Annotated in this window: 9 protein-coding genes and 3 tRNA genes; 6 read left to right on the forward strand and 6 right to left on the reverse strand. The window is 46.3% G+C overall.

The genetic code is table 11. The annotated features are described in order from the left end of the window. Window positions 1–8 precede the first annotated feature (8 nt). Window positions 9–84: transfer RNA gene (locus FTE26_RS12760), tRNA-Asn, on the reverse strand. A gap of 326 nt (window positions 85–410) precedes the next feature. On the opposite strand from FTE26_RS12760, the gene nac reads away from it, so the two are divergent. Beyond that, on the forward strand, window positions 411–1,328 hold the full coding sequence (nac, locus tag FTE26_RS12765) for a nitrogen assimilation transcriptional regulator NAC (RefSeq protein WP_001011466.1): 918 nt from the start codon (window positions 411–413) through the stop codon (window positions 1,326–1,328). 101 nt (window positions 1,329–1,429) lie between these two features. Next, window positions 1,430–2,380, forward strand: coding sequence for an HTH-type transcriptional regulator Cbl (gene cbl, locus FTE26_RS12770; RefSeq protein ID WP_087507337.1), 951 nt, complete (start codon window positions 1,430–1,432; stop codon window positions 2,378–2,380). Between the two features lie 37 nt (window positions 2,381–2,417). Here cbl and FTE26_RS12775 read toward each other — a convergent pair. Further along, window positions 2,418–2,493 (reverse strand) — tRNA-Asn (locus tag FTE26_RS12775). A 169-nt stretch (window positions 2,494–2,662) separates the two neighbouring features. Here FTE26_RS12775 and yeeO point away from each other — a divergent pair. Further along, window positions 2,663–4,150, forward strand: a complete 1,488-nt coding sequence (gene yeeO, locus FTE26_RS12780; protein WP_021292827.1) for a toxic metabolite efflux MATE transporter YeeO — start codon at window positions 2,663–2,665, stop codon at window positions 4,148–4,150. A 100-nt stretch (window positions 4,151–4,250) separates the two neighbouring features. After that, window positions 4,251–4,326, forward strand: a tRNA-Asn gene (locus FTE26_RS12785). A gap of 452 nt (window positions 4,327–4,778) precedes the next feature. Here FTE26_RS12785 and FTE26_RS12790 read toward each other — a convergent pair. The 3 genes from FTE26_RS12790 to shiA all read right to left on the reverse strand — a co-directional run bounded on the left by FTE26_RS12790 (window position 4,779) and on the right by shiA (window position 8,710). Continuing rightward, window positions 4,779–5,495: a YebC/PmpR family DNA-binding transcriptional regulator gene (locus FTE26_RS12790; RefSeq protein ID WP_000532912.1), complete on the reverse strand. Its 717-nt coding sequence runs from the start codon at window positions 5,493–5,495 to the stop codon at window positions 4,779–4,781. A gap of 342 nt (window positions 5,496–5,837) precedes the next feature. Then, window positions 5,838–7,292 carry an AMP nucleosidase gene (gene amn, locus FTE26_RS12795; protein ID WP_001060244.1) on the reverse strand — a complete coding sequence of 485 codons (1,455 nt, stop codon included), beginning with the start codon at window positions 7,290–7,292 and terminating at the stop codon, window positions 5,838–5,840. 101 nt (window positions 7,293–7,393) lie between these two features. Further along, window positions 7,394–8,710 carry a shikimate transporter gene (gene shiA, locus FTE26_RS12800; RefSeq protein WP_000378571.1) on the reverse strand — a complete coding sequence of 439 codons (1,317 nt, stop codon included), beginning with the start codon at window positions 8,708–8,710 and terminating at the stop codon, window positions 7,394–7,396. A 314-nt stretch (window positions 8,711–9,024) separates the two neighbouring features. On the opposite strand from shiA, the gene FTE26_RS12805 reads away from it, so the two are divergent. Beyond that, a complete protein-coding gene (locus tag FTE26_RS12805; protein ID WP_000477887.1) occupies window positions 9,025–10,077 on the forward strand; it encodes a glycosyltransferase family 9 protein in 1,053 nt (350 codons plus the stop codon). 261 nt (window positions 10,078–10,338) lie between these two features. Here FTE26_RS12805 and yeeJ read toward each other — a convergent pair whose 3' ends face one another. Further along, window positions 10,339–17,415 carry an inverse autotransporter adhesin YeeJ gene (gene yeeJ / locus FTE26_RS12810; protein ID WP_126633508.1) on the reverse strand — a complete coding sequence of 2,359 codons (7,077 nt, stop codon included), beginning with the start codon at window positions 17,413–17,415 and terminating at the stop codon, window positions 10,339–10,341. A gap of 716 nt (window positions 17,416–18,131) precedes the next feature. On the opposite strand from yeeJ, the gene FTE26_RS12815 reads away from it, so the two are divergent. Then, window positions 18,132–18,995, forward strand: coding sequence for a DUF6387 family protein (locus tag FTE26_RS12815; RefSeq protein WP_000211446.1), 864 nt, complete (start codon window positions 18,132–18,134; stop codon window positions 18,993–18,995). Window positions 18,996–19,116: the final 121 nt, after the last annotated feature.

The raw sequence follows: 19,116 nt of genomic DNA on the forward strand, positions 1-19,116 counted from the left end.
TTTGAATTTGGCTCCTCTGACTGGACTCGAACCAGTGACATACGGATTAACAGTCCGCCGTTCTACCGACTGAACTACAGAGGAATCGTGTGAACGGGGCGCATATTAATGGCAGTGCATGGTGATGTCAAAGGGTGAAATGCATTTTTTTGTTTGTTTGCTGTCAATTTCAACAAAGTGGTGAGCTTTCAATCTTATTGGGTAATGAACCATCGTGGTGCATACCCTCCTTTTATAGGGCAGGGGAACGCGACAGCTGATTAAAGGAGCAAATGACGAATCTATCATAATCTCTTATTTGACAGTTGGTTAGCTTGTACATCAACACCAAAATAAAACTGGCAAGCATCTTGCAATCTGGTTGTAAGTAATGGCGGCACTTGGGCCGATTCTTAAAAACCGGAGGCAACATGAACTTCAGACGCCTGAAATACTTCGTAAAAATTGTAGATATTGGTAGCCTGACCCAGGCTGCTGAAGTATTGCATATCGCACAACCAGCGCTCAGCCAGCAGGTTGCCACACTGGAAGGTGAGTTAAATCAACAGCTTTTGATTCGCACAAAACGGGGCGTTACGCCAACAGACGCCGGAAAAATTCTCTATACCCATGCGCGGGCCATTTTACGTCAGTGTGAGCAGGCCCAACTGGCGGTGCATAACGTTGGTCAGGCATTATCGGGGCAAGTCTCGATTGGCTTTGCGCCAGGAACCGCTGCGTCATCCATCACCATGCCCTTATTACAGGCGGTTCGAGCTGAATTCCCGGAGATCGTTATCTATCTTCATGAAAATAGCGGTGCAGTGCTTAACGAAAAACTGATAAATCACCAACTCGATATGGCGGTGATTTATGAGCATTCCCCTGTGGCTGGTGTATCCAGTCAGGCTTTGCTGAAAGAAGATCTTTTCCTGGTAGGAACTCAAGATTGTCCGGGGCAAAGCGTTGATGTTAATGCTATTGCGCAAATGAACCTCTTTCTCCCCAGTGATTACAGTGCTGTTAGGCTTCGTGTTGATGAGGCTTTTTCCCTACGGCGGCTCACGGCAAAAGTCATTGGTGAAATTGAGTCTATTGCCACGCTTACCGCAGCGATTGCCAGCGGCATGGGCGTTGCAGTATTACCCGAATCGGCCGCGCGTTCGTTATGTGGCGCAGTAAATGGTTGGATGTCACGCATTACCACGCCTTCCATGAGTCTCTCTTTGTCATTAAATTTACCCGCCAGAGCGAACTTATCACCACAGGCACAGGCAGTGAAAGAGTTGTTAATGTCAGTGATTAGTTCTCCAGTGATGGAAAAAAGGCAGTGGCAATTGGTGAGCTAAGCGTTATATCGGGATGGAATAAGATGCGGGTTTTTATTATTTGTTATGCCGGGCATTAGACTTTAACAATAACGGGAAATCTGAACTGCCCGGAGTTTACCGTGAATTTCCAACAACTAAAGATAATCCGCGAGGCTGCACGTCAGGATTACAACCTGACAGAGGTTGCGAATATGCTTTTTACCTCACAGTCCGGCGTCAGCCGTCATATTCGGGAACTGGAGGATGAACTTGGTATCGAAATATTTGTTCGACGAGGTAAGCGACTGCTGGGCATGACTGAACCGGGCAAAGCATTACTGGTCATTGCAGAACGTATTCTGAATGAAGCCAGTAATGTTCGTCGGCTTGCAGACCTGTTTACCAACGATACGTCTGGCGTTCTCACTATTGCAACGACGCATACTCAGGCGCGTTATAGCTTGCCAGAGGTCATTAAAGCTTTTCGCGAACTTTTCCCGGAGGTACGGCTCGAGCTAATCCAGGGGACGCCACAGGAAATTGCGACGTTGTTGCAAAATAGCGAAGCTGATATTGGTATCGCCAGCGAGCGTTTGAGTAATGACCCGCAGCTCGTCGCCTTCCCGTGGTTTCGTTGGCACCATAGTTTGCTTGTTCCACTCGATCATCCCTTAACGCAAATTTCACCATTGACGCTGGAATCAATAGCGAAGTGGCCGTTAATCACTTACCGACAGGGGATTACGGGGCGCTCACGTATTGATGACGCATTTGCCCGCAAAGGTTTGCTGGCAGATATTGTATTAAGTGCGCAGGATTCTGATGTCATTAAAACCTATGTTGCTCTTGGGCTTGGGATCGGATTAGTTGCCGAACAATCCAGCGGCGAACAAGAGGAAGAGAATTTAATCCGTCTGGATATGCGGCATCTTTTCGATGCTAATACTGTCTGGTTGGGACTGAAGCGAGGACAACTTCAGCGTAACTATGTCTGGCGCTTTCTGGAACTTTGTAATGCAGGACTGTCAGTTGAGGATATCAAGCGGCAGGTGATGGAAAACAGTGAAGAGGAAATTGATTATCAGATATAGCAAAAAGCCCGCTATAAAAGCGGGCTTTTCAGAAATTTGGCTCCTCTGACTGGACTCGAACCAGTGACATACGGATTAACAGTCCGCCGTTCTACCGACTGAACTACAGAGGAATCGCTGTTGAGGCTGTTGAGGCACATCTTAACGGCGAAAAATCTTTTGTCAAACCCGATTTTTAAATTCCCCAACTGTTTGCCGTTTCTATCAACAGTTTGTTGCATTTGCAGACAATTTGTTGGCGAAAATCTTTGCAGCTTTGCTGATTCTCCCTCATTATTTGAAATGTGGTTTCACTTTCTGCAATTAAGGTCGGCTTTGAATATCTCCTCTGCTTTACGCCAGGTTGTTCACGGCACTCGCTGGCACGCTAAACGCAAGAGCTACAAAGTGTTGTTCTGGCGCGAGATAACCCCGCTTGCTGTTCCTATCTTCATGGAGAATGCCTGTGTCCTGTTGATGGGTGTCCTGAGCACTTTTCTGGTCAGCTGGCTGGGAAAAGATGCGATGGCCGGCGTGGGATTGGCGGACAGCTTCAATATGGTCATTATGGCTTTTTTTGCAGCTATCGATCTTGGTACTACTGTCGTTGTGGCATTTAGTCTCGGTAAGCGGGATCGACGACGAGCGAGGGTGGCGACGCGGCAGTCATTGGTGATCATGACGTTGTTTGCCGTACTGTTGGCAACGCTTATTCATCATTTTGGCGAACAAATTATTGATTTCGTCGCGGGTGATGCCACGACAGAAGTTAAAGCACTGGCGTTGACTTATCTGGAGCTGACGGTACTCAGTTATCCAGCAGCTGCCATCACTTTGATTGGTAGCGGGGCACTTCGTGGTGCAGGGAATACGAAAATACCGCTACTGATTAACGGTAGCCTGAATATTCTTAATATTATTATTAGCGGCATATTGATTTACGGCCTTTTCTCCTGGCCGGGACTGGGATTTGTCGGGGCTGGGTTGGGTTTAACCATTTCTCGTTATATTGGCGCAGTTGCAATTTTGTGGGTGCTGGCGATTGGTTTTAATCCTGCGCTAAGGATTTCGTTAAAGAGCTATTTTAAACCGCTGAATTTTAGCATTATCTGGGAAGTCATGGGGATTGGTATTCCAGCGAGTGTCGAATCAGTGTTATTTACCAGTGGTCGGTTATTAACCCAAATGTTCGTTGCCGGGATGGGGACCAGTGTTATTGCCGGAAATTTTATCGCGTTTTCAATTGCGGCTCTTATCAACTTACCCGGAAGTGCGCTCGGCTCTGCTTCTACGATCATTACAGGCCGAAGGTTGGGGGTAGGGCAGATAGCGCAAGCAGAGATTCAGTTGCGGCATGTGTTCTGGCTTTCCACTCTTGGATTAACGGCCATCGCCTGGCTAACGGCTCCCTTTGCCGGGGTTATGGCATCGTTTTACACCCAGGATCCACAGGTTAAACATGTCGTTGTGATTCTGATTTGGCTAAATGCTTTATTTATGCCTATTTGGTCCGCCTCATGGGTGCTACCCGCTGGATTTAAAGGTGCTCGCGATGCCCGTTACGCCATGTGGGTTTCTATGTTGAGCATGTGGGGTTGCCGGGTTGTCGTCGGTTATGTGCTGGGCATCATGCTTGGCTGGGGTGTGGTTGGTGTCTGGATGGGAATGTTTGCCGACTGGGCTGTGCGGGCCGTGCTGTTTTACTGGCGAATGGTTACTGGACGTTGGCTGTGGAAATACCCTCGATCCGAACCGCAAAAGTGTGAAAAAAAGCCAGCTGTGTCGGAATAAACGACAAAATGCAGATTATTTCAGCAAACGATTTCAAATTTAAAAAACAGGCTTTGACATTATGGGTGGGCATCGCTAATATTCGCCTCGTTCTCACGATTCCTCTGTAGTTCAGTCGGTAGAACGGCGGACTGTTAATCCGTATGTCACTGGTTCGAGTCCAGTCAGAGGAGCCAAATTTTAGTTTTGAGACATCTCTATGAGTCTCAAAACAGTTAAAAAAATAAAAATTATTTTTACCCGGTTACCTTGTAAAAAAGTGACCGGTTTTTTTGATTTCTGTGTTTCGTGCGCTTAATCGAGTCTCACGCTTCAGTGAGCAAGTTGCCCCCCCAACAGACATCACGATTCGCAAGGTCAAAAACTCTGTTCCATGAAGTACCGTACAAAGATAAAGAGAAAAATGCCTTATGCGGGATGTCGCTATCGCGTCTTTATCGGGAAACTATGCGTAATTGCCACTTTGCCTTCTGTAATCAGAAAAAGAAGAACTGGAATTTTAATAAATATTATTTCTCTGGGAACGAGTGGGGTATAATCAATATGACGAGTTGAATATTATATTTTTTATAAGAATTATATGAGATTAAAGAAATCTGCCGTAAAGACAGATTTCTTTAAAATATAATTAGAGATTTGCGACGTTATGATAAACTTTTTGTACATCGTCGTCATCTTCAAGGGCATCAACAAGCCCTTCAAAGATTTCTAAATCTTCTGGGGAAAGCTCAACTTCAGATTGCGCAATCATTTCTAATTCTGTTGTTGAGAACTCAGTGATTCCAGCTGCTTTTAGAGCCGCGATTCCTTTATGAAGGTCAGTAGGTTCGGTATAAATAACAATGTTACCTTCTTCTTCAGTCACATCACGAACATCAACTTCAGCTTCAAGTAAAATTTCAAAAATATGGTCAGGGTCTGATCCTTTAAATACAATCACACCCGTATTGTCAAACATATAGCTGACAGAACCTGCCGCTCCGATATTGCCGCCTTTTTTATTGAAAATTGTGCGAACGTTAGCAATCGTACGGTTAACATTTGAAGTCAATGTCTCGGCGATAATCATTGAGCCATTAGGACCAAAGCCTTCATAACGTCCCTGCACGAACGTTTCATCTCCGCCGCCTTTGGCTTTATCAATTGCTTTATCAATAACGTGCTTTGGAACTTGTGCCTGCTTTGCACGTTCAATAACGAATTTTAAAGATGTGTTTAATTCTGGATCGGGTTCACCTTGTTTAGCAGCAGCATAGATTTCTACACCGAATTTTGCATAAATTTTAGACGTTGCACCGTCTTTAGCCGTTTTTTTAGCAACAATATTGGCCCATTTACGTCCCACTGGAATGATCTCCTCGAAAATTTATTTACATTACTGGTAAATCGTTAACATGTGTTAATTCGGCATATTATATCATAACAGGAAAAATCTCGTCTATTAGAAATAAAAATATTCTAAAGCCATAATCTTATATTTAATTTTATAAAAACTTATATTGTTGGCGGGATTTTTTATAATTGTGTTTTGAAAGCATACTTGCTTTTAATATGTGGAAATCATTAAGACGATAATAAAACACGTATCCGCCCAAGGAAGCAAACAGCCCACGATTATTGCAGGCTATTTGCCAGGTGTCTTACTTACTCCTTCACATCTATTTCTGATAAGAAGGTTCAGAACTTATTATCGGAACGGCGGCTCATTAAAGGTTCGTAATTTACGCGAATGCAGTCGGTCGCCTTCTGCGCGCAGCAAATCGATCGCCCGAATGCCAATTTGCAGATGTTCGGAAATAGCGCCTTCATAAAAACGGTTAGCCTGGCCGGGAAGTTTAATCTCGCCATGCAACGGTTTATCTGAAACACACAGTAGTGTCCCGTATGGCACGCGGAAACGATATCCTTGCGCGGCAATGGTTGCACTTTCCATATCAATTGCTACGGCCCGGCTTAAGTTAAAACGAAGTGCAGAAGCTGAGTAACGTAATTCCCAGTTCCTGTCATCTGTGGTTACCACAGTACCAGTACGTAGCCGCTGTTTGACTTCCTCACCGGGCCTGCCGCTCACCAGCTTGGTGGCGTCATAAAGCGCACGTTGCACTTCAGCAATGCTCGGAATAGGAATATCGGGCGGCAGAACCGCATCAAGAACGTGGTCATCGCGTAAATAAGCGTGTGCAAGTACATAATCGCCAATGGCCTGACTTTCACGTAATCCGCCACAGTGACCAATCATCAACCAGACATCCGGGCGTAGCACTGCCAGATGATCGCAGATGGTTTTAGCATTTGACGGTCCCACGCCAATATTCACCAGAGTAATACCCTGACCATCGGCGGTAATTAAATGCCATGCTGGCATCTGATGTTTTTTCCATGCAAGGTCGGAAATGGCTTCTTCTGGCGCTTCGGTTTCGGCGGTGATCCAGTTCCCGCCAGCACAAGAAAGGGCAATGTAGGGACTATCAGGATCGAGGATCTGGCTGCATCCCCAACGAACGAATTCATCCACATAACGTGTGTAGTTGGTAAACAAGACGAACGGCTGAAAATGTTCAACTGGCGTACCGGTATAATGGCGCAACCGTGCAAGGGAAAAATCGACGCGGCGCGCATCAAAATGCGATAGCGGGGAGAATTCAGTTGGATGATAAATGCCGTCTGCAGTTTCATCGCCAATTTGCGCCAGTTCTGTTGTCGGGAAGTAGCGAGTTAACCCAGCGCTCATTGAGCGATCAAGTGTCAATTCAGAGCCATCGATGACATAAGGATAAGGGATTTCATGCTGCGAGGGTTGCACTGAGATATGCGCACCATAATCCTGATACAGCAACGTAAGTTGTTCATTGAGATACGAACGAAAGAGAGTAGGGCGAGTAATCGTGGTGGTGTAGCTGCCTGCGTGAGTAAAACGACCAAATGCGCGCGTTTTGGGGGGATTGGTTGTGCTACCGTCCCAGGTTACGGTCAGTGATGGATAGACAAAAAGACCTTGTTTGCGGGCGTTTTCATCAGGTAATTCGCCACTTGTAATATAGTTGCCAATGGCGTTGCGTAATGCGACTACAGATTGCTCATACAGCGCGTCGAGTTTATCCAGTGCCTGAGCTGGGGTCAGACCGGAGCCCTTATTATTCATGTGTGTCTCCTGTTCCATACAATTACCGCACATCCGATAGTATGTCACAGGAATGTGAAACAAAAGTGTAAGGCGAAGATCGGATGATCTTCGCCAGACTATCAAGCGCGTTGATTGTCTTTCATCAACAAAGCGGTCATTGCGGAAATCAGACATCCAGCCAGCAAATAAATGGCGACGCTATGCCAGTTCCCGGCAAAGTAAGTGATGAGTGCAGCGGCAATAAAAGGTGTAAATCCACCGCCAACCACACTGGCGACCTGATAACCGACTCCAGCACCACTATAGCGATAACTGGCACCAAACATTTCGGTAAACATCGGTTGTTGCACACACACCACCATGTCATGCGCAATGTTTGCCAGCATTATGGAGAAGAAAACTATCCAGAAAATAGATTGTGCTTCAAGCGCCATAAAGAAAGGAAATGCGCTCAACGTTCCGATTAACGCACCTGTGATATAAACCCTGCGGCGACCAAAACGATCGGCAAGCCAGGCAAAACAGGGAATTGTCAAGCAGCTTAATCCACCTACCAGCAAACCAATATTGAGGAAAAGTTCGCGCGGTAACCCCATATTCTGGGTTGAATAATTAAGTGCAAAGGCAGTAACGATGTACATCGTCAGCAATTCGCACAGTCGTAGCGCAATAATCTTCAGGAAAGCACCGGGATGTCGTAACAGCGCTTCGATAACCGGGATGCGTTTTTTCGCGGCAGCTTGATAATGTTGCTGTTGTTCAAATTCCGCGGACTCCTCCATGCCATTGCGCACCCACAATGCTCCCAGTACCAGTACGATGCTAAACAGGAAAGGAATGCGCCAGCCCCAGCTTAAAAACTGTTCGTCAGTCGTCATCATACTGATCAATGAAACCAGTCCGGTTGAAAGCAGTAAACCTACACCGTAGCCAACTTGTACACCGCTACTGTAAAAGGCTTTTTTATTTTTCGGTGCACTTTCAACGGAAAGCAACGCCGCGCCTCCCCATTCGCCGCCGACGGCAAATCCCTGAATGGCACGCAGTGTCACCAGCAAAATAGGTGCCCACCACCCAATGGTCGAGAATGAAGGAAGAATACCAATCAAGGCTGTCGCGATGCCCATCATCCAGACGGTCAGCATTAACATGCGCTTACGTCCCAGTCGGTCGCCAAAGTGACCGAAAATGACACCGCCGAGCGGACGGAAAAGGAATCCGACGCCAAAGGTGGCAAATGCGGCGAGCGTTCCCATCGCCGGGCTTACTTGCGGGAAAAACTCGCGATTAAACACCAGTGCGGCGGTGATGCCATAGAGTAAAAAATCATACCAGTCGACGACGGCACCAGCGAAGCTGCCTAACGCAGCTCGTCGGGCGCGACTTAACGAAAGCGTCCCTTCATCGGGACGAGTGGAGATGAGCGTGGAGTCCATAATGATCCTGTTTGTACTGTCTTTTTATAATTAGTATGGAAAAGGTAACTCACATTGCCGTCGATCTATAAACGAACCTTATGAGACTACCTCGACAGAGCGCATCTGCAAATGATTTTATGGCTGATTAGCGGCAACATGAAAAATTCGCTGGAAGATGAAAGCGCAGGAGTTGCTGGTGTTGTTTAAGGATTAAGCAGAGGACCCACAGGTTAGAGATATGAAACATAAAAGTCCGCATATGCACAAAATGGCACCCTGATGAGTCTGATAGACTGCATTGCATTATAACCAGTAGGGAGGCGAGGTTAGGTATGTTTTTAGCATCATTGTTGAGACGTATTGCATTTAGTTACTACGATTATAAAGCTTATAATTTCAATATTGAAAAAACAGACTTTGTTGTCATCCATATTCCCGACCAGATTGGCGATGCTATGGCCATCTTTCCTGTTATTCGGGCGCTTGAATTGCATAAAATTAAGCATCTTTTAATTGTTACGTCGACAATTAATTTAGAAGTGTTTAATGCACTTAAACTTGAAAAGACTAAATTAACATTAGTCACAATGACTATGCAGGATCACGCAACATTAAAAGAAATAAAAGATTTAGCAAAGAACATAACACAGCAATACGGTACGCCGGATCTTTGTATAGAGGCGATGCGTAAAAAGAACCTGAAAACGATGATATTTATCAGTCAGTTGAAAGCAAAAACGAATTTTCAGGTTGTTGGTTTAACCATGAAGTGCTACTCCCCTTTGTGCAAGAACGCGTCCCGGATGGATCAGAATCTCCGGACTCCTGTACCCATGACATGGGCATTTATGATGCGTGAGGCGGGTTTTCCAGCAGTCAGGCCAATATATGAATTGCCACTAAGTGAGGATGTACTCGATGAGGTGCGCGAGGAAATGCGATCGTTAGGATCTTACATTGCGCTTAATTTAGAAGGTAGCTCGCAGGAACGTACATTTTCATTATCGATTGCAGAAAATCTAATAGCAAAAATTCAAAGTGAAACAGATATACCAATAGTGATCGTTCATGGACCAAAAGGGGAAGATAAAGCCAGGGTATTAGTGGATTGTTATAATAATGTCTACCGTTTATCCTTATCACCCTCGATTAAACGTTCAGCAGCAATCATAAAAGATGCTTATATCGCAATAACTCCTGACACCTCAATATTACATATGGCAAGTGCCTATAATACTCCCGTTGTTGCAATTTATGCTGATTACAAAACGCGATGGCCCGCAATGGCCGATGTTTCGGAGTCAGTCGTCGTTGGGCAAAAAATTGACAATATAAGTCTGGATGAATTCGCAAAGGCATTAAAAAGTGTTTTGGCGAGAATATGAGACAGTACTTATGCATAGTAATGCCGATCTGTTATGAACGGTGGTGTCATCAATACTCTGAGGCTGGTCAATCATCACAGAAAACCAGCCTTTGGATCAAAGCTGTACTCACCGGATACGATCATAGTCACATCGAACGCGATTCTTGCGGTGCAGCAGTTTTATTTATTCATTTTCTGTGAGAGAAGGGCAAGCTCTATAGAGGGAATGTAAAAAAGAGTGCTCCGAATGGAGCACTCTTTAAGAAATTATAACGGAAAATCACAGGTTTTTATAACATGTCGCATAAGCAAACCCAAGCTTTTCAAATACGCTTTGATCACCTGTTGCCAGGGAAACTACGTATTGTTCGCTTGAGTTTGCGGGACTAGATGACCAATACATATTTGATTGAAAACCAGCTTCAGTCGTGTAATGCCCCATATCTCCCCATTCACTGTACAGTGACCCGATGCCTCGGGAACGACTATGGTTTAAATGGTCTGCACGGGGAAGTGTGTAGCCATTGCTACTGCAAAAATTTTCAGCAAGGCTGTATATCATGAAAGCATCGCCGGAGTTCACCCACCAACTCTTCACACGGATTTCGTATACATAGCTAGGGCCTCCTGATTTTGGCGTCGCCGTAATCCTTTCCCAATTGCTGCCGACATTTTTAAATGTCACTTTACCGGTAGCATCAACATCGACCCAGGAGGCAGAGCTTGAAAACTCATAATCAGCCGCCGTTTTTCCTGGGGCAAAGTTGTCATTATTCAACTGATAATACGCCCCGGTGAACCCCTGCGAAGGGAATGTAGTTGTCGGTAGGTCAGTACCATTGACTGATACTGTACCGCTCATTATTTTGTCTTCTGCGCGAGTGAATTGTATTGTGGTACTCAGACCAGCTTGATGAACACCATTCAATACAGGGATCAGCGTTGCGATACCCTCTCCGCCGCCTGTAATGGTGGCTTTGTAATCACCGTTGATATTTTGACTGTAATCAATTGCGCTAATTTTCATATAGGGCACGTTAGTACCTGATTGCACAAATTCCATCCCTTCAGAAACTTTGATCGGATTGCCTGATATATCGTGCAAAACAAGATGTAGCTCAGCACTATCGGTAAAGTCCCCTTTCAGTGAGGACCGATTGTTCTTAAGGACGGACTGCGAGGCGTCTGCCGGGCCTGCCACCAGCGTTATATCTACTGTTTGCATTCCACCAGCGGTCGTGACTGCGCTTACCGTGACGCTACCTGTCATCGCTCCTTTCACGCTTGTTGTCGCGATTCCGTTTTGATCGGTCACCGCTGTTAATGACGTTAATGTGGCAGAGCCGCTTTTTAAGGCGAAGTACACAGTGAGACCTTCGATCAGGTTACCACTGCCATCCTCAACCGTTGCCTTTAAGGTACTTAAATCACTGTTGGTGGCGGCGATAGTCGATGGATCAGCGATAAAGCTAGCAACATGTGCGGTGCTTGAGTTGCCAGTGACTTTCACGGTTGTCTGTGTCTGTATTGTTACGCCGTTATGGAACGATGCAGTCACCGTATATGTACCGACTTTATTGCTGGTCAGAACGACCGGAGCCTGACCTGAAGAGTTAGTTCTCACTTTTCCGCCACTTAACGTCGCCCCTTCTGGCGTTACGCTAAAGTTGATGACCTGACCCTCCACTGGAGTGCCATTTGCAGAGGTTAGCGTTGCCGTCAGAGTAGTGCCTGTAGGGGCATAGACACCGATAAGCGGACTGGACGCCGTGAGTGTCAGTTTTTCATCAATAGCCTCCAGTTGTTTCTCAAGTGAGGCTCCATTCGCCAGGGATGCTTTCACCATATACGAACCGTTTCTTTCGGGCGTCATGGAGACCTCGGCTATACCATGCGTATCAGTAGAGACAATATTTTGGCTGATGGTCATGTGCTCTGGTGGCTCTGCACTGAATGTTACAGATTCATTAAGAATCGGGTTGCCAAACTGGTCGTTGACGTGAGCTTTAACTGCTACGTCTTGTGCGACCATTAGCTGACCTTCAGGTATCTCCAGACTGGTAATCGTTGCAGAATTAATATCTGCTTTTGCATTCAGTAATCGCGATATGACTTCAGTAGGTTTATCTGCCAGAGAGGCTGAAACTGTTTTCAGTCCGACTTCGGTGCTTGTCACAAGAATTTCAGCGAAACCCTGATCATCCGTTTCAACGCTGGTGCTGCTTAGCGTGACGGAGGTTCCGCGGAAATTAACTTTTATGCCTTCTACCGGGTTGCCGTTAGCGTCAGTGACGCTTGCAGTCATGGTCGCGCCCTCGGTCGTGCTGACGACGAATGAGTATACAGAGGTTAAGGAGGCTAGTGTTGCGGTACCAGCATCGGCAATCAAAGTCACCTGTTTCGTATCACTGACACCATAATTGATCACGCTAACTGTCACGGGATAGGTGCCGGATTTGGTACCGCTCAGTGTAACTTCAGCCTTGCCGTTGATATCAGTAATGGCGGAACCGCCTTGTCCGAGAGTGAAGCTTGCGCTCACATCTGCCGGTAGCGTGAATGTCACCGCCTCATTGGCGAATGGGTTGCCGTTTCCATCAGTCACTGTTGCCTGCAGCTTGGTCATCCCAATGTTATTGGCGATGAAATTGTCCTCGGTAACGTTAAGATTAACCTGCGCAGTGAGCGTATCCGCAGTAAAGTTCACCACCAGTTGTCCACTCTTACTGCCAGCCATCGATGCTGTAACAGTATGAGCGCCTGCTTTTAAACCTTTCAGCGTGACTTTCGCTTTGCCTTCAGTATCAGTAATCGCTTTACCGCCATCGCTCAGCGTGAAGTTCGCCCTCACATCTTCCGGCAGAGTAAATGTTACCTCAGTGTTGGCTATCGCATTGCCCTCTGTATCAGCGACTGTTGCTGTTAGTGTTGTGAGATCGTTATTGTCGGCAATCACCGGATCCTTCGAGGCTGCCAGCGTGATTTCAGCATTCGCGACGTTCGGCACATAGGTCACTGTTTGTTGCATCGAATCGCCATTGTCGAGGGTTGCCGTCACTTGATAAACCCCGGCTTTTGTAGCGGTAAAGCTTGCGTAAAAATAGCCGTAGTAGTTGGTAGTATATATACCGTTATTACTGAGGGTCACGCCTTCACTTGGTGAAACGCTGAGGGTTACCTGATGCTGGGGTACACCATTGCCGTAATTATCCTTCACCTCAATATACAGACTGGTTGTCTCGCCTGCGGAGACTGTATCAAAAAGTGCATGTAGCAAGGTGAGATGTGCTGTAGACGCATCCGCGTTGACATTAATTGATGTGCTAAGCGTGGAGTTACCATTTTCCAGACTGGCCTCAACGGTATCCGGTCTCGCTCCTGATTCTATCGAGGAGCGGGTATTGGTATAAGTGACGGTTGCCTTACCCTGTTCGTTCGTTACGGCTTGGCCGCCATTCGTCATTTCGGCAGAGTTTGTTCGGCTGGTGAAGTTCACAGTCACACCTTTCACCGGAAAGCCATTATTATCAACGACTGTGGCGGTGATGACGCTGCCGGTGCTGTTCTGCGGGGTACCGGCGATTATGCTGTCTGGGACAGGCGTCAACTCGATAATTTTTGCCGCCGCTGTGTCGCCAATAAAATGCACAGTTTTGTTGTCGCTGGCACCATTATTAGCCAGTGATGCCGTGACCGTCTGCTCACCAAAGGCAACGCCTGCGATAGTGGCCTGCGCGATGCCAGACTCATTGGTATTACTCACTCCCGGGGTCAGGGTGAGTCCTGAAGAGGCTGAGCTGAATGTTACCGGAAGATTATTCACCTCATTGTCGAACTGATCTTTAACCGTTGCAGTTAGCGTTGCGCTATCGACGCCATTACCTGTGATCTCATCTTTTGATATCTGCAGGACAACCTGAGCCGAGGCTTTGTCCGCCACAAATGTTACCGGCTGCGAATCACTGGTATTGTTATTACCCAGCGTTGCGGTAACCGTATGCGTGCCCGCTTTTTTACCTTTCAGCGTGACATGCGCTTCCCCATTGGCCTGAGTGATGGCAATACCGTTATTTTCAAGGGTAAAGTTTGCCGCAACGTCCTGTGGCATGGTGAAGTTGACCGTTATCCCCGCCACCGGATGATTCGACGGATCTTTCACTGTTGCTGTCAGAGTTGTCTCATCCACGCCATTCCCAATGATTTCCGCTTTCGATGTTTGCAGAACGACAACCGCTCTGTCTTTATCCGCCACAAACGTCATTGGCTGTGTATCGCTGACATTGCTGTTAGCCAGACGAGCCGTGATCATATGCGTGCCCGCTAACGTGCCGGTCAGGGAGGCGATTGCAGTCCCGTTGCTATCCGTCATGCCTTTTCCGCTGTTGCTAATCGAGAACCGACTTGCGACGTCGTTTGGCACAGAGAAGGTGATTTCTTTATCTTTTAATGGGTTGCCATTTTTATCCTGCAAGGTTGCAGTCATATGTAGCGGAGCTGTGTTGGTGACGGTGATATCACCTGAAGGCACACTGAGGGTCAGGGCAGCAGTACTTTGATCACCGATAAAAATCACCTGTTGATTAGCCTGAGAACCAGAGCTCACAGAGGCCGTAACCCTATAATCACCATTTTTCAAACTGGTCAGCGTAGCTGTGGCGATCCCGTCGTGGCTATTCACTTCTGTTTGGCTCAGTTTCGCCTCTGCTGAATTAACATTGAAAGTGACCTTGACGTCATTGAGCAGGTTGCCTTTTGCATCCCGGACTGTCGCGGTCATTGTGGCGCTATCATTGCCGTCAGCGACCACTTCATTTTTCGACTTCTGCAGCTCAACCTGCGCGGTACTCGAGTCGCCGACAAAACTGACGATTAACGTTTGTTTCACGCCATTTTCAAGGGTGACTTCAACCGTGTTGTCTTCCTGCTTACTACTTTTCAGATCAAAAGTCGCCAGACCATTAACATCCGTTTTTGCGGTGTTTTGATTGTTGAAGGAAGTTGCCGATCCGCTTAATACCGCAAACGTGACGGTATGATCATTGATTGGGTTGCTTCCTTCATCAGCGACATTGACCGAGACGGTGTTTGCTGCATTCTCATTGGCGAGCACACCATTATTGCTGGCAGATAATGTCGCAATTTTTGCTGACTGCGGGTTGGCGTCGATGATAAAACCAGCGGTATGCAAATCTTCATTCCAGTTTTGCATTAATAGCTTCGCAGTAAGCCCACTGCCTTTGGTATAGGCGGTATAGGTTGCCTTATAGACGCCATCTGCGGTTTCTTTCCAGTCTGTAGTGACACCAGGTTTCACGTTGTCGATGCTGACTGCGTTATTCAGTTGCTGTTTTTGCTCCTTAACAGGTTTGTCATTTTCATCTCTCAGTTCTACCGTCACCTCGATAGGATTGCCGGAGAGATAACGGTCTTTATCAATTTTAATTGACGAGTGAGTTCGGGATGACGAAATAGAAATGATATTCACCACGGCGGGGGCTTTAGCCGCATCCACACCATTCAGCTGTGGCATCAGCGTCAGCGTGCCAGACATCGCTCCTGTGGTCAGGATCTGGGTATAGCTTCCGTCACCATTATCTTTCCATTCAGAAAGGGTGATGTCCTGAACACCTTCGTGACGCGTCGAGAGCACCAGCCCGACAACAGGATTACCTGCTGCATCATGCGCAATAAAAGTCAGTGTGGCGGTTGAATGGGAATCCGCGTTCAATGTTTGGGTACTTAACGATACCGAGGAATCTTTCTGGCTTAGCGTAGGTGCCTGAACGACCACCATGCTCTGTTCACGATTCGACAAATTGCCTTTGACATCTTCGGCGGTGACTTCAATCGGCCAGGTGTTATCGGTTTCTGGCGTACTGGTGAACCGGTAAGCCGGCAGGGTAACCAGAATATCTTTACCCGTTGTGACCACTTTGCCACCGGCAGCTTCCAGAGCGGTGGCTTCGACGTTATAGCCTTTCAGGGCATATTTGGTTTGTAGCGACGAAACCAATGATTTCACTTCTCCTGACTTCCCTGTCACGGGGTCTGTCAGGGTCAGGCGAACCAGTTCTTTTTTGCGGTATTCCAGAACGATGTTGTTGTTGCGATCCACCAGATCATAACGGCTGCCTGCAAGGCTACGCCGTGCAGCGACTTCATTCGGGTCAAGCTGTTTCTGCATTGCGCTGCCAGGTTGCCAGGTAAAATCGACGGCAAAACGGGTGTCATTTTCGCCCTGTTTACCCTGGCGTTGCTCCGCGCTGAAGGTCATCAGCGGGAAGGGGGTATAGTTAAGTCCAGCGGTTATGGCATGAGGATTACTTTGCCGATCGTCTTTATCGAACAGGGCCACTTCATCGCCATAATACTGTTCATAGACCAGTTTACCGCCAAGGTACGGCCAGGCGGGTAGCCAGCCTTCTGCGCGTACATCCCAGCCATTGGCCGGGCGGGCTTCATAATCGTTGTCCAGTTCAGGTGCGCTGCGCCAGTTGGTCAGTCGCAAATAGCCGTTACTGCTTAATTTTAGATAGTCGCGCCAGTACTCCGCGCCAATGCCGGCGCGGGAGTGGTAACGGCTAAGATCGTGGTCGAAAAAGAAGTTGATGCCCGACATCCATGTGGGAGTGAAATGACGCCAACCTAAGCCGTTGTTAATCTGCGTACGCTCGTCAGTACGATGGAGAGTATGCTGACTGAAAAAGAGATTATCAGGCGTTTCATACCACGGATGGAGAAAATCGAACTGGGAGTTCTTCAGGCTAAAATCTTCATCCACGCCCAGCGTGATTCTTGCGGTACCGAAGCGGCTTAACCAGTCTGTCATTGCGCCTGAAGCCTGAGAAGAGGCCCATCCACGCGCCATATTTGCCGCTTGCTCGCTGTTCATATCTTCGGCGAGCAGAGACCCGATTGGCTGTGAAGTACTGGCTATCTGTTGCTCAAGGTTGCCACTGCTATTACCCGGTGGCGGGGTTAAATTATTTTCACTAACTTGTGCCGGGACATCCAGTTCATCACCCTGGCGGACATTATCAAAACCTCGAGCAAACGTACGAAACTGGTTGAGTTTGCGTAACTCAGCCACCGAAATACCGAAACGTTCGGCAACGCTTTGGGCCGATTCCAGCGCTCCAAGGGTGTAGGGCACCGTATTGGCATTTGCAATGGCAATTTGTGCAGGAACTGGTTGTTGGGTTGCGGTGTTTACCACACCTTGTGCTGCCGCAGCCATAGGGAACGCAAGTTGAGTTATCAGGCAGATACCCGCAGTTAAGCGGCGTAGTTTAATTCCCATCCCGCATAAGATTTGTCGGTCATTTATTTCTTCTCCACTTCTCTTCTTCGTAGCCATGCTTACCTTCCCTGAACGAGCTAACATAAATGCGCCCTTTCTAGCACAGCGAAAAAATGTAAATCCTGATAGCAATATGATTGAAAATTAATAACTTTTCGTTAGGCAGTTTTGGGTGTGAGTTGCAAGAGGGGAGACTACTGAATAACTCAAGTTTTATAATCGAGGGGAAAATGGTGATGGCGTTCATAGCAAAACGCCCTCAACCATAAAGGTCGAGGGCGCTTAAGATGTTAAAAAACCGCTATCCGTTAAAAAGCAATGTTCAACTAAGGTCAGTGACATTGCGCTAAAAAAGCGAATTTTTAGAATTTGGCTCCTCTGACTGGACTCGAACTTCATCTGTATCTCCTGTTGTTACTGATTTTGTTAAGTTTAACTATATTTTTACCAACATATTTACCATCATTATTGTTTTCTTATCAATAAAATGTCAATTAAAAACAATTGGTTGTTGTCATAACCATCTAACTATACGAATCTGATTTAACTTTATCTATCAACATGATGTTGTCGTTATTTTTGTTAAAGTAATTGATATAAAACAATTAGTTAATTTTTAGTAAAGAAACGATGTTTAGTCAAGATTAAAGCACTTACATCCAAGATCACTTATCTGCTCTCACACCATTTTGAAAACCCGCCCCTCTTTTCCACTTTCTCTATCATGATGAATGGGTTAACTTTTATGAAACTTAAAAGCAATCGGTAGAATAATGACTACACAAAAGGAAATGGAAGAAATCAGGACTGCATTATCTTGGTTTGATGTACGCCGATATGATGGCCTGAAAGACCTCACCCTAGAACAAATCTATGCAGAGCTTGAAAGACGGATGTTGGCTTACAAAACAAGGCAACAATGGGAAACAGCAGGCAAAGATAATCAAATGCAAGCTATATACCATGATGCCAAAATCCGATGTGGTGATGTGATACTTCAATCAGACTGGATTTCAGGCAATCACAGACTGTCACATAGCTATGCTGTAAGACCAATGAGCAGAGTTCAATTGTTCAACTATGGGCGGGCTATGTATCGGCTGGAGAATTCTGAGCAAACAGACCCTGTTGCAGTGAGTTCTGACTACATCTCTGAGTATCTGAAACAAGGTGGCATGAATCCTGCCAACAAAATACTGGTTGAAATTGACTTGGAAGAAGCCAGCAGCGACGATCTCGCAGAACACCTGAAGGTGCTGATTGCTCTATGGCAAAAGCAGCTTAAAACGGCAAAACCACCAAAACGAACTTTTCGGTTTGGTCATAAGACTTTTCAAAGAATACTTGATTACAAAGTCATCCCTTTGATGGATTTGATCTCATGGGAACAGCTCTACAACGAAGGTAAGAACATACCTTTCAACATCTTAGCTGACATTCTACATGGTACTGGTGGGATTCGGAGCCGTGATAACATCAAAGATACTGATTATGATTACGCGAAAAGTTATCTTGATAACGATGAGTACTTCAAGGTTTTAAATGATTTTTATATTAAAAACAATATGTTAAAGGACTGGAAGATCACTGACGTGATAACATTTAACGATAAAGCCACGGATAAAAACAAAAAGTAAACACAAGGGATGTTCACAAGCTGCGAATGTCCCTATAAAGAGTATCCCTCCAAAAATTTCCGCGAAACTCACGGTTGGTGAACATCCCTAGTTTAGAACCAGCTAAAATCCTAGAATTATC

Origin of the sequence: Escherichia sp. S10b (genome assembly GCF_028421345.1) — a bacterium.
GTDB lineage: Bacteria > Pseudomonadota > Gammaproteobacteria > Enterobacterales > Enterobacteriaceae > ECMA0423.

Bases quoted from the DNA above. Each gene is read 5' to 3' on its own strand.
- amn (WP_001060244.1), bottom strand. From the start codon at position 7,292: ATGAATAATAAGGGCTCCGGTCTGACCCCAGCTCAGGCACTGGATAAA.
- yeeJ (WP_126633508.1), bottom strand. From the start codon at position 17,415: ATGGCTACGAAGAAGAGAAGTGGAGAAGAAATAAATGACCGACAAATC.
- yeeO (WP_021292827.1), top strand. From the start codon at position 2,663: ATGTGGTTTCACTTTCTGCAATTAAGGTCGGCTTTGAATATCTCCTCT.
- shiA (WP_000378571.1), bottom strand. From the start codon at position 8,710: ATGGACTCCACGCTCATCTCCACTCGTCCCGATGAAGGGACGCTTTCG.
- FTE26_RS12815 (WP_000211446.1), top strand. From the start codon at position 18,132: ATGACTACACAAAAGGAAATGGAAGAAATCAGGACTGCATTATCTTGG.
- FTE26_RS12805 (WP_000477887.1), top strand. From the start codon at position 9,025: ATGTTTTTAGCATCATTGTTGAGACGTATTGCATTTAGTTACTACGAT.
- nac (WP_001011466.1), top strand. From the start codon at position 411: ATGAACTTCAGACGCCTGAAATACTTCGTAAAAATTGTAGATATTGGT.